Source organism: Streptomyces sp. NPDC048290 (assembly GCF_040652095.1).
In the GTDB taxonomy this organism is placed as follows: domain Bacteria; phylum Actinomycetota; class Actinomycetes; order Streptomycetales; family Streptomycetaceae; genus Streptomyces.
Genome location: NZ_JBEZLM010000028.1, coordinates 42,791 through 69,615 on the forward strand (window position 1 = coordinate 42,791; position 26,825 = coordinate 69,615).

Annotated in this window: 18 protein-coding genes; 11 read left to right on the forward strand and 7 right to left on the reverse strand. The window is 72.0% G+C overall.

What is annotated here, in order from left to right; genetic code table 11:
* Window positions 1-154: 154 nt before the first annotated feature.
* The 5 genes from AB0D49_RS34885 to AB0D49_RS34905 all read left to right on the forward strand — a co-directional run bounded on the left by AB0D49_RS34885 (window position 155) and on the right by AB0D49_RS34905 (window position 7,889).
* Window positions 155-1,831, forward strand: a complete 1,677-nt coding sequence (locus AB0D49_RS34885; RefSeq protein WP_362765792.1) for an FAD-dependent oxidoreductase — start codon at window positions 155-157, stop codon at window positions 1,829-1,831.
* The gene (locus AB0D49_RS34890; protein WP_362765795.1) at window positions 1,828-3,345 is read left to right on the forward strand and encodes an ATP-binding protein; all 1,518 of its coding nucleotides are present in this window, start codon (window positions 1,828-1,830) and stop codon (window positions 3,343-3,345) included. The genes AB0D49_RS34885 and AB0D49_RS34890 overlap by 4 nt, the downstream gene beginning before the upstream one ends.
* The gene (locus AB0D49_RS34895) at window positions 3,338-3,697 is read left to right on the forward strand and encodes a UBP-type zinc finger domain-containing protein (protein ID WP_362765798.1); all 360 of its coding nucleotides are present in this window, start codon (window positions 3,338-3,340) and stop codon (window positions 3,695-3,697) included. Before AB0D49_RS34890 ends, AB0D49_RS34895 begins: the two co-directional genes overlap by 8 nt.
* A gap of 343 nt (window positions 3,698-4,040) precedes the next feature.
* A protein-coding gene (locus AB0D49_RS34900) for an IS5 family transposase (RefSeq protein ID WP_362765801.1) occupies window positions 4,041-4,867 on the forward strand; the annotation gives its coding sequence in 2 pieces (ribosomal slippage) (window positions 4,041-4,407 and window positions 4,407-4,867; 828 coding nt in all).
* 46 nt (window positions 4,868-4,913) lie between these two features.
* Window positions 4,914-7,889, forward strand: a complete 2,976-nt coding sequence (locus AB0D49_RS34905) for an AAA family ATPase (RefSeq protein WP_362765804.1) — start codon at window positions 4,914-4,916, stop codon at window positions 7,887-7,889.
* A gap of 9 nt (window positions 7,890-7,898) precedes the next feature.
* Here the strand turns inward: AB0D49_RS34905 and AB0D49_RS34910 are convergent, their stop codons facing one another.
* The 7 genes from AB0D49_RS34910 to AB0D49_RS34940 form a co-directional block, all read right to left on the reverse strand.
* Window positions 7,899-9,119 (reverse strand): SGNH/GDSL hydrolase family protein, encoded by a 1,221-nt coding sequence (locus AB0D49_RS34910; protein WP_362765807.1) that lies wholly within the window; start codon window positions 9,117-9,119, stop codon window positions 7,899-7,901.
* Complete coding sequence (locus AB0D49_RS34915; protein ID WP_362765810.1) at window positions 9,116-11,491, reverse strand: glycoside hydrolase N-terminal domain-containing protein; 2,376 nt, start codon at window positions 11,489-11,491, stop codon at window positions 9,116-9,118. Before AB0D49_RS34915 ends, AB0D49_RS34910 begins: the two co-directional genes overlap by 4 nt.
* Before the next feature lie 80 nt (window positions 11,492-11,571).
* Window positions 11,572-13,425 carry a CBM35 domain-containing protein gene (locus AB0D49_RS34920; RefSeq protein WP_362765813.1) on the reverse strand — a complete coding sequence of 618 codons (1,854 nt, stop codon included), beginning with the start codon at window positions 13,423-13,425 and terminating at the stop codon, window positions 11,572-11,574.
* 45 nt (window positions 13,426-13,470) lie between these two features.
* On the reverse strand, window positions 13,471-14,397 hold the full coding sequence (locus tag AB0D49_RS34925; RefSeq protein ID WP_362765816.1) for a carbohydrate ABC transporter permease: 927 nt from the start codon (window positions 14,395-14,397) through the stop codon (window positions 13,471-13,473).
* The gene (locus tag AB0D49_RS34930; protein ID WP_362765819.1) at window positions 14,394-15,305 is read right to left on the reverse strand and encodes a sugar ABC transporter permease; all 912 of its coding nucleotides are present in this window, start codon (window positions 15,303-15,305) and stop codon (window positions 14,394-14,396) included. Before AB0D49_RS34930 ends, AB0D49_RS34925 begins: the two co-directional genes overlap by 4 nt.
* Window positions 15,306-15,341: 36 nt before the next feature.
* Complete coding sequence (locus tag AB0D49_RS34935) at window positions 15,342-16,655, reverse strand: ABC transporter substrate-binding protein (RefSeq protein WP_362765822.1); 1,314 nt, start codon at window positions 16,653-16,655, stop codon at window positions 15,342-15,344.
* Window positions 16,656-16,670: 15 nt separating this feature from the next.
* Window positions 16,671-17,912 carry an ROK family transcriptional regulator gene (locus AB0D49_RS34940; protein ID WP_362765825.1) on the reverse strand — a complete coding sequence of 414 codons (1,242 nt, stop codon included), beginning with the start codon at window positions 17,910-17,912 and terminating at the stop codon, window positions 16,671-16,673.
* A gap of 178 nt (window positions 17,913-18,090) precedes the next feature.
* Here AB0D49_RS34940 and AB0D49_RS34945 point away from each other — a divergent pair, with 178 nt between their 5' ends.
* From AB0D49_RS34945 to AB0D49_RS34970, 6 genes are all read left to right on the forward strand, one after another.
* The gene (locus AB0D49_RS34945) at window positions 18,091-20,214 is read left to right on the forward strand and encodes an alpha-galactosidase (protein WP_362765828.1); all 2,124 of its coding nucleotides are present in this window, start codon (window positions 18,091-18,093) and stop codon (window positions 20,212-20,214) included.
* A gap of 397 nt (window positions 20,215-20,611) precedes the next feature.
* On the forward strand, window positions 20,612-21,955 hold the full coding sequence (locus AB0D49_RS34950) for a CAP domain-containing protein (protein WP_362765831.1): 1,344 nt from the start codon (window positions 20,612-20,614) through the stop codon (window positions 21,953-21,955).
* Between the two features lie 58 nt (window positions 21,956-22,013).
* On the forward strand, window positions 22,014-22,694 hold the full coding sequence (locus tag AB0D49_RS34955) for an AIM24 family protein (protein WP_362765834.1): 681 nt from the start codon (window positions 22,014-22,016) through the stop codon (window positions 22,692-22,694).
* A gap of 62 nt (window positions 22,695-22,756) precedes the next feature.
* The gene (locus AB0D49_RS34960) at window positions 22,757-23,716 is read left to right on the forward strand and encodes a threonine/serine dehydratase (RefSeq protein WP_362765990.1); all 960 of its coding nucleotides are present in this window, start codon (window positions 22,757-22,759) and stop codon (window positions 23,714-23,716) included.
* A gap of 133 nt (window positions 23,717-23,849) precedes the next feature.
* Window positions 23,850-25,430 carry a serine/threonine-protein kinase gene (locus AB0D49_RS34965; protein ID WP_362765837.1) on the forward strand — a complete coding sequence of 527 codons (1,581 nt, stop codon included), beginning with the start codon at window positions 23,850-23,852 and terminating at the stop codon, window positions 25,428-25,430.
* A gap of 266 nt (window positions 25,431-25,696) precedes the next feature.
* Complete coding sequence (locus tag AB0D49_RS34970) at window positions 25,697-26,773, forward strand: hypothetical protein (protein ID WP_362765993.1); 1,077 nt, start codon at window positions 25,697-25,699, stop codon at window positions 26,771-26,773.
* Window positions 26,774-26,825: the final 52 nt, after the last annotated feature.

The following is a 26,825-nucleotide window of genomic DNA, read 5'->3' on the forward strand; positions in this document are numbered from 1 at the left end:
CCGGAGGCGTGGACAGCCGTCCCCGGGCGGCATCCGCGCATCGCCGGGCGTATCCGAGCGAAGTATGGCGATCGAACATACGATGGGCGGAAGCGGCGCGGCCGGACCCGGTTCGCCGGGCCGCGGAACCTGATCCGCTCGGGGTGGGAGACGTATGGCACAGGCCGCCGACACGGCGCGGACCGTCATCATGACCGTCGACGACGATCCGGGGGTGTCGCGTGCCGTGGCGCGCGACCTCCGGCGGCGCTACGGCGGGTCGTACCGGATCGTCCGCGCGGAGTCCGGCGAGTCGGCCCTCGGGGCACTGCGTGAGCTGAAGCTCCGCGGTGACCTGGTGGCCGTGATCCTCGCGGACTACCGGATGCCGCAGATGAACGGCATCGAGTTCCTGGAACAGGCCCTGGACGTGTATCCGGGCGCCCGCCGTGTGCTGCTGACCGCGTACGCGGACACCAACGCGGCCATCGACGCGATCAACGTCGTCGATCTGGACCACTATCTGCTCAAGCCCTGGGACCCGCCGGAGGAGAAGCTCTATCCGGTGCTGGACGATCTGCTGTCGGCGTGGCGCACCAGCGACTACCGGCCGGTGCCCAGCACCAAGGTCGTCGGCCACCGCTTCTCGGCGCCCTCCTCGGACGTCCGGGAGTTCCTGGCCCGCAACCAGGTGCCCTACCGCTGGTACTCGGCGGACGAACCCGAGGGGCAGCGGCTGCTGGCCGCGGCGGGCGCGGACGGCCAGCGGCTGCCGCTGGTGGTCACGCCCGAGGGCGAGACGATGATCGAGCCCGAGGCGCCGGAGCTGGCCGCCAAGGTGGGGCTCGCCACCACTCCCGCGTCCGACTTCTACGACCTGGTGGTGATCGGCGGCGGCCCGGCGGGGCTGGGCGCGGCCGTGTACGGGGCGTCGGAGGGGCTGCGGACGGTGCTGGTGGAGCGGGAGGCGACCGGCGGACAGGCCGGGCAGTCGTCCCGGATCGAGAACTACCTCGGCTTCCCCGACGGTGTGTCCGGCGCGCAGCTCACCGACCGGGCCCGGCGTCAGGCCGCGAAGTTCGGCGCGGAGATCCTCACCGCGCGGGAGGTCACCGGGCTCGAGGTGAACGGCGGGTCCCGCACGGTCCGGTTCGCCGACGGTACGGCGATCGCCGCGCACGCGGTGATCCTGGCGACCGGCGTGTCGTACCGGCAGCTCGCCGCGCCGGGGCTGCCCGCGCTCACCGGGTGCGGGGTGTTCTACGGGTCGGCGCTGACCGAGGCGGCGGCCTGCCAGGGCCACGACGTGTACATCGTGGGCGGCGCCAACTCGGCCGGACAGGCGGCGATGTATCTGGCGCGGGGCGCGAAGTCGGTGACGCTGCTGGTGCGCGGCCCGGATCTGTCGGCGTCGATGTCGCACTATCTGATCCAGCAGGTCGACGAGGCGCCGAACATCGCGGTGCGCTGCAACACGGTGGTGGAGTCGGCGCACGGCGACGGGGAGCTGGAGCAGCTGACACTGCGCGATGTGGCGACCGGGGGCAGTGAGCTGGTCGACGCGAAGTGGCTGTTCGTGTTCATCGGGGCGGCGCCGCTGACGGACTGGCTGGACGGGGCGGTGGAGCGGGACCGGCGCGGGTTCATCCTGGCCGGGCCCGACCTCACGCCCGACGGGCGGCCCCCGGCGGGCTGGGAGCTGGACCGGCCGCCGTACCACCTGGAGACCAATATCCCGGGGGTGTTCGTGGCGGGCGACGCGCGCGCGGAGTCCGCGAAGCGGGTCGCGTCGGCGGTCGGTGAGGGCGCGATGGCCGTGATGCTCGTCCACCGGTATCTGGAGCAGTCATGAGCGGAATCCCGCAGCCGTGCAGCCCGGAGGAGATCAGCACGCTGTTCCTGTTCGAGAAGCTCGACCCCGAGCAGTTGGCGCGACTGTGCGCCGAGGGGCGGGTGGAACTGTTCGAACCCGGTGCGGTGTACACCGAGGGCGACCCGGCGACCTGCTTCTATGTGATGCTCGACGGCACGGTCGTGCTGTCCCGCAAGGTCGGCGGCGACGACGTGGAGGTCGTACGGACCTCGCAGCGCGGGGTGTACGCGGGCGCGATGCAGGCGTACATCGGGGACGAGCGGGTGCGGCAGATCTACAACAACACGATGCGGGTGACCGAGCCGACCCGGTTCTTCGTACTGCCCGGGGAGACGTTCGCCGCGGTGATGCGGGAGTGGTTCCCGATGGCCGTACATCTGCTGGAGGGGCTGTTCTTCGGGTCGAAGAACAGTCAGCGGGTGATCGGGCAGCGGGAGCGGCTGCTGGCGTTGGGCTCGCTGTCCGCGGGGCTCACCCATGAGCTGAACAACCCGGCCGCGGCGGCGGTGCGGGCCACCGCCACCCTGCGGGAGCGGGTCGCGAAGATGCGGCACAAGCTCACGGTGATCGCGGCCGGGGCGTACACGCCGGAGGCGCTGACCGGGCTGATGGAGATCCAGGAGCGCACGGCGGAGCGGGTGGCCAAGGCGCCGGTGCTCAGTCCGCTGGAGGCGGCGGACCGGGAGGACGAGGTCACCGACTGGCTCGACGACCACGGGATCGTGGACGGCTGGCGGCTGGCGCCGACGTTCGTGCAGGCCGGGATCGACCCGGACTGGCTCGACCAGGTGCAGGCCGCGGTGGACCCGGAGATCCTCCCCGGTGCGGTCGGCTGGCTGAACTACACGGTCGAGACCGAGCTGCTGATGTCCGAGATCGAGGACTCCACGAACCGCATCTCGCATCTGGTGGACGCGGCGAAGCAGTACTCCCAGCTGGACCGGGCGCCGTACCGGATGGCGGACGTCCATGAGCTGCTGGACAGCACGCTGGTGATGCTCAGTGGCAAGATCGGGCAGCGGATCAAGGTCGTGAAGGAGTACGACCGTACGCTGCCGGAGATCCCGGCGTATCCGGCGGAGCTTAACCAGGTGTGGACCAACCTCATCGACAACGCGGTCGCCGCGATCGGCTCCGCCGGTGGGGAGGGGACGCTGACGGTGCGCACCGCGCGGGACGGGGACCTGCTGCTGGTGGAGTTCCAGGACAGCGGGCCGGGGGTGGCGCCGGAGATCAAGGACCGGATCTTCGACCCGTTCTTCACGACCAAGCCGGTGGGTGAGGGGACGGGGCTGGGGCTCGACATCTCATGGCGGATCGTGGTCAACAAGCATCACGGGAGTCTGCTGGTCGAGTCGGTGCCGGGGGATACGCGGTTCAGGGTGTTGTTGCCGTTGACGGCGGATGCCGAGGTTGCGGCCGAGGCCGAGGCTGCGACTGATACCGAGACTGATACTGAGACTGACGATATGTCGGAGGTTCGGGATGAGTGAGAGTGCTGTGCGGGGTGTCGATCCGAGTGTGCCGCCCAGTGGGGACGGGTGTGTGGAGTGCGACGAGGCCGGTGGGTGGTGGTTCCATCTGCGGCGGTGTGCGCAGTGCGGGCATGTGGGGTGTTGTGACTCGTCGCCCGCGCAACATGCCACGGCGCACTTCAAGGCGACCGGGCATCCTGTGGTGCGGAGCTTTGAGCCGGGGGAGGCGTGGTTCTGGAGTTATGAGACGAGTGAGATGTATGAGTCGGGGCCGGAGTTGGCTGGGGCGGTGAGTCATCCGGTGGGGCAGGCCGTGCCGGGGCCCTCCGGGCGGGTGCCGGAGGATTGGGTGAAGGGGCTTCATCGGTAGGGGGTTGTCGCGCGACTGGGGGTGGGGGGCGTTGTTTCGTGGCGGGTGCGGGTTGTGGGGGGCTTGTCGCGCAGTTCCCCGCGCCCCTGGAGGGGGGGGGTTGGGGGCGCCCCCTCTGAGCAGGATCGGTCCGTGCCGTCCAGGGGGCAGGTGCGGGTTGAGTGTGGCTCGTCGCGCAGTTCCCCGCGCCCCTGGGGGGGTGGGGTGAGCGCCCGCTCGATGGGGCGGGTCCCTTGCCGTCCAGGGCCGCGGGTGCGGGTATCCCCAGCGCCCCTTAGAACTCCTAACTAAATGGCACTCGACCCCTTGGAATGTGTGAGTCTGACGGCTTGTTAGCCTGGGCATGAAGAGGGGTGAGCAGCGTCCGTGGGTTGTGTCGGACGAGTTGTGGGCGCGGATCGAGCCGTTGCTTCCGGTGGTGCCGCGCCGTGCGGATCACCCGGGGCGCAGGAGGCTGGACGACCGGAAGGTGCTGTCGGGCATCCTGTTCGTGCTGTACACGGGCATTCCGTGGGAGTTCCTGCCCCAGGAGCTCGGTTTCGGTTCGGGTATGACGTGCTGGCGGCGGCTGCGGGACTGGAACGACGCGGGTGTGTGGCAGCGTCTGCATGAATCGCTGCTGGCCGAGCTGCATGCCGCCGGTGCGCTGGACTGGTCGAGGGCGGTGATCGACGGTTCTCATGTGCGGGCCATGAAGGGTGGCCCAAAAGCGGTCCGAGCCCGGTCGACCGTGCCCGGACCGGCTCGAAGCACCATCTGATCACCGAAGCGAACGGCATCCCCCTGGCGGTGTCACTGACCGGCGGCAACCGCAACGACGTCACCCAGCTCATGCCGCTGATCGAGGCCGTCCCGCCGGTGCGGGGCCGGCGCGGACGTCCCCGCCGACGGCCGGACAGCATCTACGCCGACCGCGGATACGACCACGACAAGTACCGCAAGCGGGTCCGGACTGCCGGAATCACCCCGGTCATCGCGCGGCGCGGAACCGAACACGGATCGGGGCTGGGCGTGCACCGGTGGGTGGTCGAGCAGAGCTTCGCGCTGCTGCACTGGTTCCGCCGGTTACGCATCCGCTGGGAGATCCGCGACGACATCCACGAAGCCTTCCTCAGCCTCGCCTGCGGAATCATCTGCTGGCGCAGACTGAAGAACTTGTCACTCTGTTAGGAGTTCTTAGGGGCGTTCCGGTGGACCTCTGCTGGTCAGTGGGAGGATGGGGGGTATGGGTCAGTGTGGGTTTGTGGGGCGGGGGGACGAGGTCTCCTGGCTTTCCGGGGTGGTGCGGCGGGTCCGGGGTGGGGAAGGGCGGGCCGTGCTCGTCGCCGGGGACGCCGGCGTGGGCAAGACACGGCTGCTGGAGGAGATCGCGGGGCGGGCCGCCGAGGACGGGATGACCGTGCTGACCGGGCACTGTGTGGACCTCGGCGATGTCGGGCTGCCCTATCTGCCGTTCACGGAGATGCTGGGCGCGCTGGCCGCCGATGAGCGGTTCGCGGGGGTGCTGGCCGCGCATCCGGCGGCCGAGCGGCTGCTGGGGGCGCCCGGGGTGGACGAACCGGACGAGCGGGAGCGGTCCGGCGGTGCGCGGCTGAGGCTGTTCGAGGGGATGGCCTCACTGCTCGCCGAGGTCGCCGGGCGGGCGCCGCTGCTGCTGGTGCTGGAGGATCTGCACTGGGCCGACCAGTCATCGCGGGACCTGCTGCGGTTCCTGCTCAGCCGGGGCGTGCTCCAGCGGTCGGCGGGCGGCACGCCGACCCATCGGATCGCGCTGCTGGCGTCGTACCGGGCGGACGATCTGCACCGCCGTCATCCGCTGCGCCCGCTGCTCGCCGAGCTGGTGCGGCTGCCGTCGGTGGAGCGCCTTGAGCTGCGGCCCATGCCCGACGCGGAGGTGGCGGTCCTGGTGCGGGGGTTGCGGGAGAGCCCGCTGCCGGAGGCGACCGTGCGCCGGATCGTGGAGCGCGCCGAGGGCAACGCCTTCTACGCGGAGGAGCTGCTCGCGGCCACCGGCACCGGGGACGTCGGCGTGCCGAGCGGGCTCGCGGACGTGCTGCTGATCCGGTTCGAGCAGCTCTCCGACACCGCGCAGCAGGTGCTGCGCACGGCGGCGGTGGCCGGTCGCCGGGTGGCGCACGAGACGCTGCGGGGGGCGGCCGGACTGCCCGACGACGCCTTGGAGGAGGCGCTGCGCGAGGCCGTGGAGCGGCAGTTGCTGCTGCCCGGCGACGATGGCACATACCGCTTCCGGCACGCGCTGGCCCGGGAGGCGGTGTACGCCGATCTGCTGCCGGGCGAGCGGTCGCGGCTGCACGGCGGGTTGGCCCGGCTGCTGGCCGCGCGCGGCCGGACCGCGGAGACAGCGGCCGAGCGGGCGCACCACTACCGGGAGAGCCATGATCTGGTCGAGGCGCTCACCGCCTCGCTGGAGGCGGCCGACCATGCCCGCCGGGTCGGCGGACCCGCCGAGGAGCTGCGACATCTGGAGGCCGCGCTGGAGCTGTGGGCGGTGGTGGACGCGGACGCGCGGCCCGGGGGCGTCGAGCGGATCGCGCTCACCCTGCGGGCCGCGGCGGCTGCGGCGCACGCCGGTCAGGGGCACCGGGCGGTGGCGCTGAACCGCGCCGCGCTGGCCGAGGTCGGCGCGGACACGGACTCGGAGCTGGCCGCGCGGGTGCGGTACACGCTCGCGGGGAGTCTGCTGCGGGTCGACAGTCTGAAGGCCGCGTTCGCGCACAGCAGTGAGGCGCTGGAGCTGATCCCGGCCGATCCGCCGACGCCGACCTGGGTGTGGGCGGCGGCCACGCACGCGCTGGCGGCCCGGATGGTGGGCGACAGCCGTACGGCGGTGGAGTTCGCGCGCCGGGCGCTGCCGGTCGCCGAGCGGTTGGGTGTCCTGGACGCCCAGGCCGATCTGATGATCTCGCTGGTGGCCTTCGACAAGGGCTGGCGGCGCACCCCGGAGGGCCGGGAGCGGCTGAAGGAGGCCCGGGAGCTGGCCCGCGCCGCGGGCAACTCCCCGGTGGAGATGCGGGCCCTGTTCAATCTGGCGGTCGGCTGTTTCGAGGCCGGTGAGCCGGAGGAGAGTCTGCCGTGGGTGGAGGAGGGGCTGGACCGGGCGCGCCGGGCGGGCCTGCTGTCGTCGTCGTATCCGCTGGAGCTGCGCTATCTGCGGCTGCTGGTGCTGTACACGCTGGGCCGGTGGGACGCGTGTGTGGAGGCGGCCCGCGAGGACACCGAGCGGCTGCCCCCGGCGGGCGGGTTCACGGTGGGTCCGGCGCTGTATGTGCGTCTCGCGCGCGGGGAGGCGGCGGCGGTGGAGGAGACGGCGGGCACGCTGCTCGCCGGGCCGTTCGACTGGATGGGCCATCTGGTGGCGGCGATCGTGCTGATCGACGCGGCGGCGCAGCGCGGTGACGCGGAGACGGCGGTCGCCCGGACGCGGACCATGGTGGACACGCTGACCGACGAGGCGGGCGTCCGGTCGGACGCCACGGTGCGGCTGGCGGCGCTGGCGCTGGCGGCGGTCGCCGACCGGGCCGTCGCGCTGCGGCTGACCGGGGACACGGCCGGGGTGGCGCGCTGGACGGAGACGGCCGGGGAGCTGGTCGGGCTGGCCCGGGAGTCCGCCGCGCGGGGCGAGGACGGCATTCCGCAGGGCCCGGAGGGCATGGCCTGGCTGGCGCGCGCGGAGGCGGACTGGACCCGGGCCGCGTCCGGTCCCGAACCGGCGGTGTGGGAGCGGGCGGTGGCGGCCTTCGGCTTCGGCGACCGGTACGAGCAGGCCCGCTGCCGGTTGCGGCTGGCCGAGGCGCTGCTGGTCGCGGAGCGGCGCCCGGAGGCGGCGGAGGAGGCCCGCGCGGTGCGGGAGACGGCGGTGGAGCTGGGTGCGACGGTGCTGCGGGAGCGGGTGGAGGAGCTGATCCGGCGCGGGCGGCTGGCGGACGGTCCGGCCCAGGGCGTGCCCGCGGCTTCGCCGCTGACCGCCCGTGAGCGGGATGTGCTGCGGCTGCTGACGCTGGGGCGCAGCAACCGGCAGATCGGCGAGGAACTGTTCATCTCGGGGAAGACGGCGAGTGTGCATGTGTCCAACATCCTCGCCAAGCTGGGCGCGGCGAGCCGTACGGAGGCGGTGGCCATCGCCTACCGCCGGGAGCTGATCGCCCCCGACGGCACCACCGCCTCCGGGTAGGTCACCGGCTCAGCGGCAGTCCAGGCTGGCCAGGTCGACCGTGTCCGCCATCACCTGCATCCCCTTGTCGTTGGGGTGCAGATGGTCGCCGTTGTCCAGGAACGGAAGGATCCGCTGCCGGTCGTACGGGCTGCGCAGGGCCCGGTCGAAGTCGGCGACGGCGTCGAAGTCACCGCTGGTGCGCAGGAACGCGTTGACCTCCTGCCGTACGGCCTCACCCGCCTCGTCCCACTCGTACCAGCCCTTGTAGGGGCCGACGGTGGCGACGACGACGCACTTGCCCGCTGCGTGCGCCCGGTCGGCGATCTCGCGGTATCCGGCGATGAGGTCGGCGGCGGTGACGCCGCTGTGGGCCTTGATGTCGTTGATGCCCTCGAACAGGAACACGGTCCGCACGCCGGGGTGGGAGAGGACATCGCGGTCGAGCCGGTTCAGGGCGCTGACCCCGGCGCCGTCGGTGAGCACCTTGTTGCCGGAGATGCCCTGGTTGGCGACGCCTTCGACGGTCGTGGCGGTGGAGGTGCGCAGTCTGCGGGCGAGGTAGTCGGGCCAGCGGCGGTTGAGGTCGGTGGAGGACTCCCAGCCGTCGGTGATGGAGTCGCCGAGGGTGACGACGGCTCCGGTCGAGGAGTCGGTGCGGACGGTGACGGCGTCGAGGTAGAACCAGGAGCCGGTCCGGGCGGCCCAGTGGGTGGCGCTCTCCTCGGCGGTGTGGTCGCCCTGGGTGTAGTAGGACGTCTGCATCGCCATGCCGTGGCCGGTCAGGCGTCCGGCGGCGTCGGGGGTGTGGATGCTGACGACGAGGTTGGTGCCCGCGGGCAGCCGTCCCGGGAGGGGGTCGCTGAGGACGGACCCGCCGGGTGGGACGGTGACGGTGCGGGAGCCGCCGAAGGTGAGCGGGCTGTTGCTGCCGCGGACGAGTTCGGCGCCGGATTTCTGGCGTCCGGCGTGGACGTTGTCGAAGGTCACCGGGCGGTCGCCGAAGGCGTTGGAGAGCCGGACGCGCAGATTGTCGCCGCCGACGCTGGTGTGCACGACGAGCCGGAAGGCGCGGTCGGCGACGGCGGTGCCGACGTCCTGGGCGCTGGCGCCCCAGGTGACGACCTCGTGCCGGGCGGGCGCGGCCCCCGCAGCCCCCGCCGGTCCGGCTGGGACCAGCAGGGCGACCAGGGCGACCAGGGCGACCAGGACCGCGAGGACCCCGGCGGGCGGGGCGGTCCGGGGCCTCACCGGCGGAAGTCCCGCAGGGTGACGGACCGGCCGGGGGCCAGGGTGACCGTGCGGGTGCGGCCCGCGAACTCGACGGTGGTGGTGCGTCCGCCCACGCTGCGGATCGTCACGCTGGTCGGTGTGTCGTTCTTCCAGGCCAGGTCGACGGTGAAACCACCGCGCGCGGCGACCCCGGTGAGGTGGCCGGAGGCGGCCCAGGCGGCGGGCAGGGCGGGCAGGAGTTCGAGGTGTCCGGGGCGGGAGTAGAGCAGCATCTCGGTCATCGCGGCGGGCGTGCCGAAGTTGGCGTCGATCTGGAAGATGCCGCGCCCGGATTCCACCTCGTAGATGTCGAAGAGGTTGAAGGCGGTGCCGTTGCTGCCGCCGACGGACGGGCGGAGGTTGTTGACGACGAGTTGGTATGCCTTCTCGGCGTCCTTGAGGCGGGCCCAGCACAGGGAGCGCCAGGCGTTGGCCCAGCCGAAGCTGTTCATGCCGCGGGCGGTGAGCTGGGCGGTGGCGCCGTCGACGATGGCCTTCGGGGTGGAGCCGTCGGGGCGGATGCGGTCGCCGGGGAAGAGTCCGACCAGGCCGGAGAGGTGGCGGTGGGTGGTCTCACCGAGGTTGTCGGGGGACATCCACTCCTGGAGCCAGCCGGTCTTCGGGCTGACCTCGGGGAGGTGGAGGCGTCGGCGCAGTCCGGCGATGGTTCCGGCGTAGGCGGTGTCCTTCTTGAGGACGGCGGACGCCTCGGCGTACTGGCCGAACAGCGCCCACACCAGTTCCTGGGCGTAGGTGATGCCCTTGGCGTCGAGGGGGCCGTGCTCGGGAGACCAGTCGCTGTCGGCGATCAGCACCTCCTTGCCGGTGCCGGGCAGGGTGTGGGTGAGCAGCCGGGACTCCCAGAACTCGCAGGCGCCCTTGAGGAGGGGGTAGATCTTGGCGAGGTAGGTGCGGGACTGGGTGTACTCGTAGTGCTCGTAGAGGCTGTGGCAGAGCCAGGCGTTGCCCGCGGGGTGCCACCACCAGCCGCCTCCGCCGTAGGGGTTGGTGGAGATGGCGACGGTCCAGCCGGCGATCTTTCCGCTGGAGTTGCGGTAGCGGTTGCGGGGGTCGTTGAAGAGCCGCTTGGTGAGGTCGGTCCAGGAGGGGAGCTGGGCGAGGCAGTAGTCGGTGAGGGCGTCGAAGCAGTCGGAGAGTCCGGTGCGGTCGGCCATCCAGTAGTTCATCTGGATGTTGATGTCGGTGTGGTAGTCGCCCATCCAGTCCGGGTCGTTGCCGTCCAGCCAGAGCCCCTGGAGGTTGAGGGGGAGGCTGTCGCGGGAGCCGGTGATCATCAAGTAGCGGCCGAAATGGAAGTAGGCGGTCTCCAGTTCCGGGTCGGGGTCGAGGCCGGTGTGGCGGGCGTGCAGCCGCTCCCAGGTGTCCAGGGCGCGCTGGTCGGCGCTGGAGGTGCCGAGGGAGAGGCTGAGCCGGTCGAAGAGGGCGCGGTAGTCGGCGATATGGGTGCGGCGCAGGGCGTCGTACGACTCGCGGATGGCGGCGGTGGCCTTGGTGTGGGCGAGGCGCCGGGGGTCGAGCCGGGGGTCGCGGAATCCGGCGGTGGCGTCGGGCGCGTAGTTGGTGCCCGCGCTGATCACGACGGTGAGGTCGGTGCAGCCGGTGAAGTCGATACGGGTGCCGGTGACGGTGACCTTGCCGCCGCTGCCCTTCGCCTTGACGGCGGCGCCGTAGCGCAGTCCGTTGGGGAGGGCGGCGCCGAAGGACTCGGCGGCGGTGGGCCGCTCGCCGTGGGTGCCGGTGAGGGTGATGCTGCCGGTGTAGCGTCCGCCGCCGCTCTGGGTGAAGCGCAGCACGATCGCGTCGTCGGGGTGGCTGGCGAACATCTCGCGCCGGTAGGTGACTCCGGAGCGGATGTAGCTGGCGCCGACCAGGCCCTGGGCGAGGTCGAGGGTGCGGCGGTAGGTGTGGACGGAGCCGAGGTCGTGGTCGGGGAGGTCGACGGTGAGCCGGGCGAGCAGGGTGAAGGAGCCGAAGTCGGCGCGGCCGTACGGGAACTGGCCGTCATTGTCGAGGGTGTCGTTGAGGCCGCCGGTCCACAGGGTGGCGTCGGTGAGGAGGAGGAGTTCCTTGCCGGGGTCGTTGCTCGCGAGGGCGCCGATACGGCCGTTGCCCAGCGGCAGGCCCTGTTCGATGAGGGAGCCCTCGTCGCCGGGTGACTGCCACCACAGCGTCTCGCGGGGTGAGCCGCTGGTGGCGGGGGTCTTGGCGGGGCGGTCGGGGGCGGCGGAGGCGGTGAAGACGGGCAGGGTGGCGAGTGCGGCGGTCAGGCCCGCGGTGGAGGCGGCGGACAGCACGGTTCTTCTGCTGGGTTGGTTCGGGCTGGTGTGCATGGCGGCTCCGGGTACGTCGGGGCCGGGGGCCCGGCGTGCTGCCGGGCCCCCAGGGGGTCGTGCGGGGGTCGTGTGGGGGGCTACTTCTGGACCTCGATGCGGTCGACGTCGGGCGCGTAGCCGTTGCTGCCGCTGTCGAAGGTGATGGTGTTGGCTCCGCCCTTCAGCCTGACCGGGATGTGGACCGTGTTGACGGTCCCCCAGTTCGCGGTGGCGCCGAAGCGGTGCGAGGTGGCGCCGCCGCCGTTGGCGGAGACCAGGGCGGAGCGGGCGTCACCGCTGATGTAGGACACCTTGATCTGGTAGGTGCCGGCCTTGGGGACGGTGATGTCGTTGAAGGTGAGCTTGCCGCCGCCGTAGAGGTTGCCGACCTTCTTGCCGCCGGAGCAGGCGGAGCAGTCGGCCGGGGAGGCGTTGCCCGCGAGGGTGTTGCCGGGCGCCTCGGCCTCGGTGGCGGTGTAGGTGAGGGCGGTGCCGCGCGGGGTGACGGTGAACAGGCGGGAGCCGTGGGCGGGCAGCGCCTGGGTGATCTTGTCGGTGTAGGTGCCGAGGTTGTCCTTGTTCCACACGTCCCGCACGGACGCCTTGCCGGTGAAGCCGAGGGTGGACCAGTCGGCGGTGACCTGGGCGGGGCCGTCGGCGAGGTTGAACAGGGCGACGGTGTAGCTGCCGTCGGGGTTCTTCGCGGCCCACACCTGCTGCGGGTTCGAGGCGGTGACCGGCTCGGCGGGCCGGGCGGCGGCCTGGTTGATCGCGATGACCTCGCGGTTGGTCAGCAGGGAGAGGCCGTAGGAGTCGAGCTTGGTGAGGTCGTCGCCGAGGTAGAGGGGGGACTTGGCGATGGCCCACAGAGTGGCGTAGCTCTGCCGTTCGGCCTTGGTGATGCCGTCCATCGCGCCGTTGCCGACGTTCAGGGAGTCGAGGTCGTTCCAGCCGCCGGGGCCCGCCCAGTCGGTCCACTTGGGGGTGTCGTCGAAGCGGTCGTCGACCGAGTTCTCCCAGGTGACCAGCGTGTTGCAGTAGCACTCGACATCGGTGTCGATGCGCCAGCCGTTGGTGTACTTCTTCCAGTCGGCGGCGTAGGCGATGTCCAGCGACCAGGAGATCTCCAGGTGCAGGGGGCGGCCCGCGGTGGCGATGGCCTTGTTCCAGGCGGCCACGTCGGCGACGTTGTTGTACTGGTCGCCGGACTTGAAGGAGCCGGGGCCGACGCCGTCGAGCTTGAGGTAGTCGTAGCCCCAGTCGGCGAACATCTGGGCCAGTGAGTCGATGTACTTCTGCGCGCAGGGCTGGGCGAAGTCCATCTTGTAGGAGCTGTCCCAGCCGTTGGTGGTGCGCAGATCGTCGTAGACGATGTCGGCGGTGGTGCAGCCGGGGGCGTTGTGGATGGGGGTCGTGCCGTTGCGGTACGCCTCTTTCTGGAGGCCGACGGGGAGGTAGATCCCGGCCTTGAGGCCCTTGGCGTGGATACGGTCGGCGACCGCCTTCATGCCGCTGGGGAAGCGCACGGGGTCGGCCTTCTGGCGTCCGTAGGCGTCGAACTGGGGGGTCCAGGCCCAGTCCATCCACCAGCCGGCGTCGATGTTGATGTACTCGTAGCCGTACTTCTTGAGCTTGCTCGCCATGGCGTCGGTCTGCTGGGTGATGTTCTGCTCGGTGAGGTAGCTGTAGTCGCCCTTGGGGTTGAGTCCCGGGTACTTGGACGACTGCATACTCCAGCTGGTCCAGCCCATGAAGGGCTTGGCGGCGAGGCCGGTGGCCGTGGCGGTGGCGGGGGCCGTCTCGGGGACGGTGGTCTCCGCCTGGGCGGCGGGGACGGCGGTGGTCAGTCCGGCGGCGAGGGCCAGCACGACGACGGCTCTGAGCCGGCGTCCGGGGCGGGTGCCGGCTCTGAGCCGGCGTCCGGGGCGGGTGAGGGACGAGGAAGACCGCATGGGTCGTGCCTCCAGGGTTCGGGGCGGCGAGGGAAACGGGGCGGCTCAGCCCTTGCTGGAACCGATGGTGAGCCCGCTGATGAACTGGCGCTGGAGCGCGAAGTAGATCAGCAGGGTGGGGATCGCGGTCATCAGGGCTCCGGCCGCGATCAGATTGGGGTTGGTGAAGTACGCGCCCTGGAGATTGGCGAGCGCGGAGGTGATGGGCCGCTTGTCGCCGGTGTCGACGAGGGTGAGCGGCCAGAAGAAGTCGTTGTAGATCCAGATGGACTCCAGTGTGGCCAGCGCGGCGAACGCGGGGCGGCACAGCGGCAGCACGATCTGGAAGAACTGGCGCCAGACGGGCGCCCCGTCGACCTGGGCGGCCTCGGTGATCTCCTTGGGGATCGTCTTCATGTAGTTGCTGAGGACGAAGGTGCAGAAGCCGCACTGGTAGGCGATGTGGATGACGATGATGCCCCAGAGCGAGTCGTAGAACAGCATCGAGTCGCTCATCCACCACGGCAGCGGGAGGTTGAGGTAGAGCCGGTACAGGGGGGTGATGAGCACCTGGGCGGGCAGCAGGTTGCCCGCGGTGAACAGCATCAGCAGGGCGAGGTTGAAGCGGAAGGAGAACCGGGAGACGAAGAAGGCGACCGCGGCGGAGAACAGCAGGGTGCCCAGGACCGCGGGGACGGTGATGAGGACCGAGTTCCAGAAGAAGTGCGGCATCCCGGACTGGGTCCAGGCGTCGGTGAAGTTCCCGAGGCTCAGTCCGCTGGGCCAGGAGAAGTAGCCGTTGCTGGCGGTGTCCTCGTAGGACCTGAGGGAGGTGTAGACGGCCCACAGCAGCGGGACCAGCCACAGCACGGCGACGGAGCCGAGCAGCAGGTGGCGGCCGAGGTCGCGCGGGGGTCTGCGGGGTCCGGTGCGCGGGGTCGGCCGGTCGCCGGAGCGGGGCCGGGAGGCGGGCCGGTTCACCGTGGTGGTCACTGGTCCTCCTTCCGGAAGGTCTGGACGAGGAAGGTCCCGATCGCGGCGAGCGAGACCAGCAGCAGGATCACGGCGAGCGCGGAGCCGTAGCCGATGTGTCCGGCCTCGCCGACGATGTTGTCGGTGATGAGCAGGGAGAGGAGTTCCATGCCGGGTTTGCTGCCGGTGCCGCCGCCGAGGACATAGACGATGTCGAAGGCGCGCAGTGACTCCATGACCGTCACCACCAGGATGATGATGTTGACGGGTTTGAGGGCCGGGAAGATCACGCGGAAGAAGGTCTGGCGGCCGTTGGCGCCGTCGAGGGCGGCGGCTTCGCGCAGCGCCGGGTCGACGCTCTTCAGTCCGGCCAGGTAGAGGATCATGATGTAGCCGGTGTGGCGCCAGCCGGAGGCGACCAGCACGGACCACAGATTGAGGTCGGGGTCGCCGAGCCAGTCGATGTGGCCACTGGTGCCGACCGCGCCGAGCAGGCTGTTGAGGAGTCCGGTGTCGGGGTTGTAGATGATCTCCCAGATGAACCCGACGACCGCCAGCGACAGCACCATCGGGAGGAAGATCGCGGTCTGGTAGAACGCCGTGAACCGGATCTTCCGGTCCAGTTGCACGGCGAGGAACATGCCGAACGGGGTGGGCAGCAGCGCCGTGAACAGCAGCCAGATCACGTTGTGCTGGACGGCGGGCCAGAACGGCGGGTAGTTGGTGAAGATCTGCTGGTAGTTCTCGACGCCCGTCCAGGCGATGTCGGCCAGGTCGATGCCGTCCCAGGTGGTGAAGGACAGGGCGACCGAGGCGAGGGCGGGCAGCCAGACGAAGACCAGCAGGGCGAGCAGCGGCAGGCCGATGACGAGCGCCAGGAAGAGACGGTCGCCCCGGCTCAGCCGCCCGGGGGAGGTCGCGGAGGACACGGCGGAGCCTTTCGGGTCCCGGGGGGGTGCGGGCGCTCAGGAGGTGAAGAAGCGGGAGCGCTGGGACTCGATCTTCTTCAGGGTGGCGGTGCCGTCGTCGGGGTGCCCGAGCCATTCGACGAGTCCGGGCAGCACGACGGTGGAGATGAACCCGGGGTCGCTGTCCCGGTCGGCGAACTGGCTGATGTGCTGGGCGGCGCCGATGAGTTCGGCGGACTTGGTCTGGAGCGGGTGGTACGCGGACGTCTTGGCCTGGCTGTTGACGGCGAGGTTGCTGGGGTCGACGCCCATGTACAGCTCCTCGGCGCGGGCGCCGCCGAGGAACTCCAGGAACTTCTTGGCGCCGTCGGCGTTCTTGGGCTTGCGGCTGAGCATGAAGCCGTCGGTGGGGGCTTCGACGGCGGTCAGGCCATGGGCGCTGTCGATCTCGGGGAAGGCGAAGAAGTCGAGGTCGTCGCGGACCGCCTCGTCGGTGATCTGCTGGCCGATGAACAGCCCGATGACGGCCATCCCGGACTTCTTGTCGATGAGGGACTGGGCGGCGTCCTGCCAGGACCGGCCGCCGCCGCCCGTCTGGTAGTAGGCGGCCAGCTCACGCCAGAGGTCGAGGACGCGCACGGCCCGCCGGTCGGTCCAGGAGACCTCGCCGCGCATCAGCTGCATGTGGAAGTCGTAGCCGTTGGCGCGCAGGTCGAGGTAGTCGAAGGCGCCGAGGATGGACCAGCTGTCGCCGCCGCCGTACCCGGCGGTGACCGGGGCGAGGCCGTCCTGCTTCATCTTCTTGGCGAGGGCGATGAACTCGTCCCACTGGGTGGGCACGGTGTAGCCGCGCTCCGCGAAGACCGACTTCCGGTAGAACACCGCCCAGGGGTAGTTGTAGAGCGGTACGAAGTAGTACTTGCCGTCCTCGCCCCGGCTGAGCTGCTTGGCGGCGTCGCTGAAGCCGCCGCCGATGGTCTCCCACACATCGTCGATGGGACTGGCCAGGCCCTTCTTGGCGAAGTACTGCATCCGGTACCCGGCGAACCAGGTGAAGACGTCGTCCGGGGTGCCCTGGAGGTAGCTGGTGATGGAGGACTGGAAGGTGTCGTGGTCGACCGTGTTGGTCTTCACGGTGAGCCCGGAGTCGGTGGCGAACGCCTTGGTGACCGCCTCGTACGCCTTCTTCGGGGTGGCGTCGGCGCCGTTGGAGCCGAAGGTGACCGTGCCGGGGTCGGCGCCCGGTCCCCCGCCGCAGGCGGTGAGGACCGGGGCGGCCAGGGCGGCGGCGGACAGTCCGAACAGTCCGCCGACCACCGATCGCCGGCCGGGCCCCTGCGCGGCCGGGGATATACGGCTCTGCTGCGTCATGGGTCGCTCCTCGTGCTAGTGCGCGTGCTGGGCGCGCGGGGCGGCGCCGTTGAGGCGCTGCCGGTGGGTGTCTGAGCCGGTCTCGGACCGGATGAAGCTCTGGATGGCGGTGGCGGCGGCGCCGCGCGCCCACTCCTCGAAGGGCAGCGGGCGGGTCTGGACGTCGCAGCGGGCGGCGGAGCCGAAGGCGTAGGCGGCGAAGGTGTCCCGGATCTGCTCGGCGAACAGGTCGTAGGCGGCGAGCCCCTCGCCGGAGATGATGACCCGCTGGGGTCCGAGGAGGTTGGCGACGGTGGCGATGCCCCGGCCGATGGCGGTCCCGGCGGCGGCGTACACCTCGCGCACCCCGGGGTGGCCGCGGTGGGCGAGGGCGACGGCCTCGGCGGTGTCGGTGACGGCGGCGCCGGTGGTCTCCCGGACGCGGGCGAGGATGGCGGCGTCGGCGGCGATGGCCTCGACACAGCCGCGGTTGCCGCAGTGGCAGAGCGGTCCGGCGGGGTCGATGGCGACATGGCCGATCTCCCCGGCCACTCCGTGCGCCCCGGCGACGACCTGGCCGTGCACCACGAGTCCGCAGCCGATCCCGGCGCCGACGGTGACCACCGCGAAGTCGTCCAGGCCGACCCCGGCACCGAACCACTGCTCGGCGACGGTGAGCGCGCGGACGTCGTTCTCGACGGTGACCGGCAGTCCGGTGGTCATGGTGGCCAGTTCGGCGAGCGCCACGTCCCGCCACTCCAGGAACGGCGAGTAGCGCACGACGCCCTCGGCGCGGTCGACATCGCCGGACACGGCGAGGCCGAGGCCGAGCACGGGGACGCCGAACCCCTCGGCCTCGGTGAGCAGTTCCCGGACGAGTCCGGCAAGGGCGGCGAGGACGGCGCCGGGCGCCGGGTCGGTGAGCGGCAGATGACGGGCGACCCGGATACGGCAGCACAGGTCGGTGAGCACGCCGATGAGTTCGTCGCCGGTGGCCTTGACCCCGATGAACAGCGCGCGTCCGGCGTCGACCCGGACCGGGTTGGCGGGGCGGCCGAGCGCGCGGCGGGCGTCGTCGGTGTCCTCCACGAGATACCCGGCCTCGATCAGCGGCCGGACCGCCTTGGTGACCGCGGCGGCCGACAGCCCGGTGCGGTCGGCGACCCCGGAACGGGTGAGGGGGCCGTGCGAGAGCACCGTGGTGAAGATCTGGGCGGCGGCCGGGGTCTGTGCCGGGAAGGCGGCCTCGACAGGCCGTCCAGGAGGGGTCGACTGCATGGCCGGGAACCTAGGTCCCTTATTTTCCGCTGTCAATGAAAGAAACAGAATCAGTTGAAACTGTGACTGCTCCCTGCATCAACCATGCAATGTGCCTATGTCACCGACCCGTTGACAGCTGATCGAAGGTCGCGTTCTCTAGGGGTCAGCATCTGCCCAGCCTGGAACGTGAGGCCCCATGCCGCTGATCTCCCACGCACCCGACACCGGGGTGTGGCTGCTGACCACCCCGCGCACGTCGTACGCCCTGCGCATCGACGAGACCGGCGCGCCCGGCCATGTCGCGTGGGGGCCCCGGCTGACCCCGGCCGAGGCGGCGGATCTCACCGTGCCCGTCGGGGAGCCGCACAGCAGCTTCGAGGGCCGTCGCGCGGTGGGCGAGGAACTGCCCGCGGACGACGGCGTGCACTACGGGCCGCCCGCGCTCCAGGTCCGCTACGCCGACGGCACCCGGGGCTTCACCTGGCAGCACACCGGCCATGAGGTCCGCACCCCGGCCCCCGGCACGGAAGAGCTGGTGCTGCGCTTCCACGACCTCCGCTACCCGCTCCAGGTCGCCCTGCACTACCGGGTGCGCGAGGACAGCGATGTGATCGAGCGGCACACGGTGCTGCGCAACGCCGGGGACGAGCGCGTCGAGGTGCTGCGCGCCGACTCCGCCACGTGGACGCTGCCACCGCTGCCCGGCTACCGGCTCAGCCATGTCACCGGCCAGTGGTCGGCGGAGACCCAACTGCGCCGCGAGCCGCTGCCGTACGGCGAGACGACCTTCACCAGCCGGCGCGGGGTGACCGGTCACCACGCCAACCCCTGGCTGATGGTGGACGCGGGCGACACCACCGAGGAGCACGGCCGGGTGTGGAGCGCGGCCCTCGCCTGGAGCGGCAGTTGGCGGCTCACCGCCCAGCGCACCCCCGACGGCCGGGCCGCCTTCGCCGGCGGCGGCGGCCACGAGGGGGTACGGGTACCGCTCGCCCCGGGCGAGGAGCACACCACCCCGGTGTTCGCGGGCCTGTTCAGCGAGGGCGGCTTCGGCGCGACGAGCCGTGCCTGGCACACGTACGTCCGCGACCATGTCGTCCCGCATCCGGACGAGACCGCCCCGGTGCTCTACAACTCCTGGGAGGCGACCGGCTGGGACGTCGACGAGACCAGCCAGAAGGCGCTCGCCGAACGGGCCGCCGAACTGGGCGTGGAGCTGTATGTGGTGGACGACGGCTGGTTCGGCGCCCGCCGTGACGACCGGGCCGGACTGGGCGACTGGACACCGTCGGCGGACGGCTTCCCGGCCGGGCTCGGCCCGCTCGCCGAGACCGTGCACGGGCTCGGGATGAAGTTCGGGATCTGGGTCGAGCCGGAGAACGTGAACCCGGACAGCGACCTGTACCGCGCCCACCCCGACTGGGTCCTGCACGTCCCCGGCCGCGACCGCACCTTGATGCGCCATGAACTCGTCCTGAACCTGGCCCGCGACGACGTGGCCGACTGGGCGTACGGCTGGCTGACCCGGCTGGTCGGCGACCATGCCGTGGACTTCCTGAAGTGGGACATGAACCGCGCGTTCGGCGAGGCGTCCTGGCCGGGCGAACCGGACGGCGCGGACCGTCTGTGGACCCGCTATGTGACCAATCTGTACGGCGTCCTGGACCGGCTGCGCGCCGACCATCCGGCGCTGCGGATCGAGGCGTGCGCGGGCGGCGGCGGCCGGGTCGACCTGGGCGTCCTGTCCCGTACGGACCAGGCGTGGACCTCCGACAACACCGACGCCGAGGACCGCATCGCGATCCAGCACGGCTTCGGCCAGGTGTATCCGCCGCGGGTCATGTCGGCATGGGTGACGGACGCGCCCAACCAGCTCACCGGGCGGTCGGTGCCGCTGTCGTTCCGGTTCCATGTGGCGATGGCGGGGCTGCTCGGCCTCGGCGGGGACCTGTCGACCTGGTCGGAGGCCGAGCTGTCGGAGGCGGCGGACCTGGTCGCCTTCTACAAGCAGGTCAGGCACCTGGTCCAGCACGGGCACCTGTACCGCCCGGCCGGACCGGACCAGGAGGGTCCCACGGTGGTGCAGTACGTCGCCGGGGACGGCGGCGAGACGCTGGTGCTGGCATGGCAGCGGGGGGCGCGGCACGGGGCCGCGCGGTGGCCGGTGCGGTTGCGGGGGCTCACGGCGGGAGCGCTGTACCGGGACACCGCGAGCGGGACCGTGCATCACGGGACGGTCCTGATGGAGTACGGGCTGGAGCTGGAGATCGTCCGGGGGGACTGGGGGAGCTGGGCGGTGCGGTTGGAACGGGTGGGGTGAGCGGGTGGGGTGAGCGTGCGCGGGGATGGGCGGGGCTGAGGGGTTCGCCGGGAGTTCCGCCGGGGTTCGCCGGGGGCCGCCGGGGAGCGTGTGGCCTGGGGCTTTCTCGGGGGTCTGCGTAAGGGTCTCCTTGGGGGTCTGCACACGGGTTCCCGGGGTCTGCACACAGGTCTCCGCGCACGGGTCTCCGTGCGGTCCGCGCACAGGTCTCCGCGCAAGGGTCTCCGTGCGGTCCGCGCACAGGTCTCCGTGGGGGTCGGCGTAAAGGTCTCCGTGGGGTCTCCGTGGGGGTTTCCTCAGGGTTCCCGTGGGAACCACGGCTTTGCGCGGGGCGTTGTCCGGGAAAGATCCGCTTCGTGAGCGTGAGCGGGTCGGGCGATCGGGTGAGGGCGGCGGCATGAGCGAATTGGTGCCCGGGGGGAATGTGGCCCTGCCCACCGGGCCGCTGGTCCTCCGGGTCGCGGGCCCGTTCGATGTGTCCGCGCTGGTCACGGGCGACGACGGCAAGGTCCGCGGGGACGCCGACTTCGTGTTCTTCAACCAGCCCGCCGCCCCCGGCGCCCGCCTCGGCGGGGACGCCCTGACCGTCGACCCGGCCGCGCTGCGCCCCGGCGCCACCCGGGTCACGATCGTGGTGAGCGCCGCCGAGCCCGGTACGCCCCTGGGGCGACTGCCCGCCCCCGCCCTCCAGGTCACCGGTCCGGGCGGACGCCCGGTGGCCCGGTTCGTCCCCCCGCCGCCCCGGCAGGAGACGGTCCTGCTGCTGGCCGAGATCTACCGCCGAGGCGACCTCTGGAAGCTCCGCGCCCTCGGCCAGGGGTACGGCGACGGGCTGGCGGGGCTCGCCCGGGACTTCGGCGTGCAGGTGACCGAGGACCCGGCGCCCGCGCCACAGCCGTTCATACCGGCCCAGCGTGTCCCGGGATCCGCTCCTCCCCCGACGTCCCGTCCCCCGGCGTCCGCCGATCCGGACGGCTACCTCGGGCTGGTCAACGCGGCCCGCGCCCAGGCCGGCGCACCGCCCGTCGTGCTGGACGCCCGGCTCTCGTCGGCCGCGCGGGCGCACGCCGCCGCGATGGCGTCGGCCGGGCGGCTCGGCGTGGAGGGCGGTGACGGGGTCGCGGTGTACCAGCGGGTCGTCGGCGCCGGGTTCGCGTATCTGACCATAGGCGAGCATCTGGTGTCGGGGCCGCGGACGCCGGGCGAGTTCGTGACCTACCTCCAGCGCGGCAAGCAGCCCCGGCGCACGCTGTACGACACGGTCTTCACCCACGCCGGGCTGGGGTACGCGACGGAGCGCCGCAGCGGCGACCTGTTCTGGACGGCGCTGTGGGCCCGCCCCGCCACCCCGGCCGACCTGGCGCGTACGGCGGCGGAGGTGACCGAGCTGACCAACCGGGAGCGGGTCCGCGCGGGCCTGCGTCCGCTGACGCCGGACACCCTGCTCGCGGCGGCGGCGCAGGCGCACAGCGCCGACATGGTGGCCCGGGACTTCTACGCGCACACCGCGCCGGACGGCGGCAAGCCCTGGGACCGGGCCGCCGCGGCGGGCTCACGGCACCGCTCCATCGGGGAGAACATCGCCTGCGGCCAGCGCTCCGCCCCCGAGGTGGTCACGGGCTGGATGAACAGCCCCGGCCACCGCGCCAACATCCTCAAGCCGGACTTCACCCATATCGGCATCGGCTTCGCGGGCGGCGGCCGGTCGGGCACGTACTGGACCCAGCTGTTCGGCGGGTAGAGAGCCACAGGTGGGCGGGGCTTTGCCGGAAGGACCACATCCGGGACACGATGCCCCTATGAAGGGCGACCTCTTTTCCAGTGAGTACATGGTCCAGCCGGCCACCGCGCCGGGCATGACGATCGAGAACACGAAGTGCATCAGGTACACCGTCAACGGCGAGATGCTGGCCCGGCAGGGCGCGATGGTCGCCTACCGGGGCGGCCTCCAGTTCGAGCGGAAGGGACAGGGCGGCGTCGGCGGCATGTTGAAGCGAGCCGTCACCGGTGAAGGGCTGCCCCTGATGTCGGTGCGCGGCCAGGGCGAGGCATGGTTCGCCCAGGAGGCCCAGAACTGCTTCATCGTGGAGCTGGAGCAGGGCGACGAGTTCACCGTGAACGGGCGGAACGTGCTGTGTTTCGACCCCACGCTGGCCTACCGGATCGCGACCGTGAAGGGCGCGGGCATCACCGGCGGCGGCCTGTTCAACAGCGTCTTCACCGGATACGGCCGCCTGGGGCTGGTGTGCGAGGGCAGTCCGCTGGTCATCCCGGTCGCCCCGCAGTCGCCGGTGTACGTGGACACGGACGCGGTGGTCGGCTGGACGGCGGGGCTCCAGACGTCCCTGCACCGCTCCCAGTCGGTCGGCTCGATGCTGCGCGGCGGGTCCGGTGAGGCGGTGCAGCTGATGCTCCAGGGCCAGGGCCATGTCGTCGTCCGCCCCAGCGAGGCGACCGCGGCCAAGCCGCAGCAGCACTGACCGCGTCAGACCCCATACGAGCGGAAGAGGACCGAGGGACCGTGAGCGACGAGGTGGCAGAAGTGATCGGTGTGTCCGAGATCGAGGCGGCGGCCGGGCGGATCGCCGGGCATGTGGTGCGCACGCCCACCGTGCCGAGCCCGGGGCTGTCCGCCCTGCTGGGCGTCCCGGTGACCGCCAAGCTGGAGCTGTTGCAGCGCACCGGGTCGTTCAAGGCGCGCGGTGCCACGGCCCGGCTGCTGGCGCTGACCGAGGCCGAGCGGGCGGCCGGGGTGGTCGCGGTCAGCGGCGGCAACCATGGCATCGCGCTGGCGGTGATGGCCGCCGCGCTGGATGTGAAGGCCACCGTGGTCATGCCGCGCACCGCGCCCGCGCGGTCGGTGGAGCTGGCGCGCGACGCGGGCGCCTCGGTGCGGCTGACCGACTCGATGGCGTCGGCGTTCGAGCTGGTCGGGCGGTTGCGGGACGAGGGGCTGACCCTGGTCCACCCGTTCGACGACCCGGTGGTGATCGCGGCCCAGGGCACGGTCGGGCTGGAGTTCGACACGGATGCCGGGGAGCTGACCGACGTGGTGGTGAGCATCGGGGGCGGCGGGCTGATCGCCGGGGTCGCGGCGGCGCTGCGGGCCCGGCGGCCGGGGCTGCGGATCTGGGGCGTGGAGACGGAGGGCGCGGCGGCGATGTCCGAGGCGCTGCGCGCGGGCGGCCCGGTCCCCATCACCCCGTCGTCGATCGTGACGACCCTCTCCGCCCCGGCGGTCTCCCAGCTCACCTACGACCATGTGGCGGCGCTGGTCACCGAGGTCCTGGTGGTGCCGGACCGGGAGGCCGTACGGGGCTGTCTGGAGTTCGCCGAGCACGCCAAGCTGTGGGTGGAGCCCGCGGCGGGCTGTCTGCTGCCCGCGTCCCGGCGAATTCTGGAGCGGGTCGGCGACGACGCCCGGCTGGGTCTGGTGGTGTGCGGCGGGAACACCGCACCGGCCGAGATGGCCCGCTGGACGGCGGATTTCGGCCTGCTCTGACCTGCGGAAGGCCCGAACCGCCCGCCCGCGCCGGGAAACCCGGAACATCTGCGCCCAGTTGCCGTTCTCGTTGAACACCGGCCGTCACCGGCTGCGTACCAGTGGGAAAGGTGGGAGCGGGGTGCAGTGAGGGATGAGCATGGCCGAGGCGCATGTCGTCGCGCACGAGTTGGTCGCCGGGCGGTACCGGCTGCTGGACGCGGTGCAACAGGAGACGAACCGCGTCAGCTGGTACGGCGAGGACGTCGACGCGGGCCGCCCGTGTCTGCTGACCCGGGTCGGTCTGCCGCCCGGCAGCGGCGACGGCACCGCCCGGCGCGCGACCGGGCGGATACTGCGCACGGCGGAGGCGATGGGCGCGCTGGCCCCAGGCCGGGTGCCGGGGGTGATCGAGACCTTCGCGGACGGGGACAGCCTGTGGACGGCCACCGAGTGGCCGGGCGGCACACCGTTGTCCGGACTCCTCGCGGAGGAGGGGTCGTTCAACTATGTCCGGGCGGCTCGGCTCGGTCTTGAGCTGCTCGACGTCCTGGACGCGGCGCACGGCGAGGGCATCACCCACGGGGAGCTGAGCCCCGGCCAGGTGTTCGTGCCGGACCGGGGTCCGCTCCTGGTGCTCGGCTTCGGTCTCGCGGGCGCGACCCTCGCGCCCCGGCTGACGGCACCGTCGTACGCCTCGCCCGAGCAGGCGCGGGACGAGCGGGTGGGTCCGGCCGCTGATCTGTGGGCGCTGGGCGCGCTGCTCTACACGATGGTCGAGGGGCGTCCGCCGTTCCGGGACCGGGACCGGCCCGAGGCCACGCTCCGGGGCGTGGACCGGCTGCCGTTGCGGGCGCCGCTGCGGGCGGGTCCGCTCGCCCAGGTGATCACGGGCCTGCTCCGCAAGAACTCCCGGGAACGGCTGAGCCGCCCGGTGACACGTGACGCGCTGGTCAGAGTGCTCAGCGCCGACCCGGAGGCGGTCCCGCCGGCCGGCCCCCGACCCCGGCTGAGCCACGCGTACGCCTCCGCCGTGCACGCCGGGTCCCGGTGGAACCGGCGGTGGCTGGTGGCCGGTACGGCACTGGCGCTGGCCGGGGTGACGGTCGCCGTGGCGGCGGCGGTACGGCAGCCGTCCGGCGACGGGGGCTCCGCCGCCGCGCCCGAGCCCCCGCCCCGCCCGTCGGCATCGGCCCCGCCCACCACACCGCCCACTCCTCCCCCGTCCCAGCCCCCGTCCCCCTCCCCCACTCCCTCCCGTTCCGGACTCCCCGCAGGGTTCCGGACGTTCACCTCACCGCTCGGGTTCTCGGTCGCGCTGCCCGAAGGGTGGACGGCCCTGGCCACCGACAAGGTCTCCGACCTCGCCTACCGGGTGGTGCTCGGCGCCGAGGGCGATCCGCGCACCCTGACGGTCACCTACAGCGAGCGGGTCGGCCCCGATCCCGTCGCCGTCTGGCGGGACGACGTGGAACCCGGTCTGGAGCAGACCGACGGCTACGAACGGATCGGCGAGATCGAGCCGACGACGTATCAGGGGCGCAAGGCGGCGGACATCGACTGGCTGGCCGACGTGGACGGCACCCGGGTACGGACGTTCGGGCGGGGCGTCTCGGCGGGCGGCGGGATCGGGTACTCGGTGCGCTGGACGACACCGGCGGCGGACTGGACGGACCGGGCCAACCGGGAGGCACTGGCGACGGTGTTGCGGACGTTCCGCCCACCGGTGGACTGAACGCCGGGTACTGTCCGCCTCCGGGGGCACGTGCGGTGCGGGGTGCGCAAACCACGGTCAATGGGTGCATATAGGCTGCCTGTCTGTATGTCCGCAGCACTGTTCCCCGCCCCACAGGAGTGTTCTTCGTGACCCTGACGACCGAGGCGACCAAGGCGACCGAGGCGATCGATCCGTCCGAGGCGACGGAAGCGGCCGAGGCTACGGAAGCGGCCGGTCCGTCGACCGCCCCGCCCGCCGACCCGGCCCCCTCCGCCGTACCCGCCATGGCCGCCGTACCCGCCCCCGTGCCGCCCCTCGACGGGGTCTCCGAGGTCGCCGCTGCCAGCGACCTGGTCGCTCGTGATGCCCGCACGTTCGGCGTCTACGCCCGTACCGGCGGCTGGGCGTTCGCGCTGCTGGTGGCGCGGAACGTGCGGCCCGGCGGACAGGGCGTGGACGAGGCCCCGGCGGGCTCGGTGAAGGTGTCGGCGAAGGAGTTCGCGGCGCTGGCGGACTGCTCCCCGGAGCGGGTCATGCGGTACTACCGGGCGTGGGACCGGGCCGCCGACGACGGCATGGTGCCGCAGTTCGAGGCGCTGGAGCCGGGCCAGGACGTGGAGTTGCCGGACGCCGATGTCTGGCTGGGCTACTACAGCTCGCGCAACAGCGCCGGTTCCGAGCGGGGCACCGCCATCGCCGAGGCCGCCGAGGCGGAGGGCATCCGGCCGACCAAGGCGCTGGAGGTGGCCGAGAACCCGACCGCGCTGCGGGCCGCGATCCTGGCCGACCCGTCCACCGCGCAGGCCGCCCGCCGGGCCCTGCTGGACCGGGTGCGCGAGGACCCGGAACTCCAGGCGGAACTGGCCCGGGACGTGGTGCGCACGGACGATCTGAAGAAGGCGGTGGCGACCGAGAGCCGGTCCGCCGACCGGATCGGCTATGTCCGCCAGATCGCCGAGTCGGGGCAGATCAAGACACCCGCCGGACAGACCGTGGACGCGCCCGCCGACGTACGGCACGAGGCGGAGCGGCATCTGTCGCTGATCGACGAGCTGGCGGAGGACGAGGACTCCGGCGAGTGGGCGTCCGACGCGTACGACACGATGAAGAACATGGTCGCGGAGACCGTGCAGGCCGATCCCGAGCTGCGGGTGAGCGAGCGCCGGACGAAGTTCTACAGCAGTCTCCAGAAGGCGACCAAGGCATTCGAGGAGCTGACCTTCGACGACGCGCAGGACTTCTACGAGGACGACATGCTGGCCCGTCTTGAGGATCTCCAGCAGGCCATCGCCTCCTGTCTGACCGCGCTGCGCGGCGCCCGTGGGAAGGGGCGTCCGCAGGGCTCAGGTCCGGCTGAGTAGCCGTACTCATGCCGGGGCGGCCGGGCGGCGCCACGATGGGGCTCGCCGATCG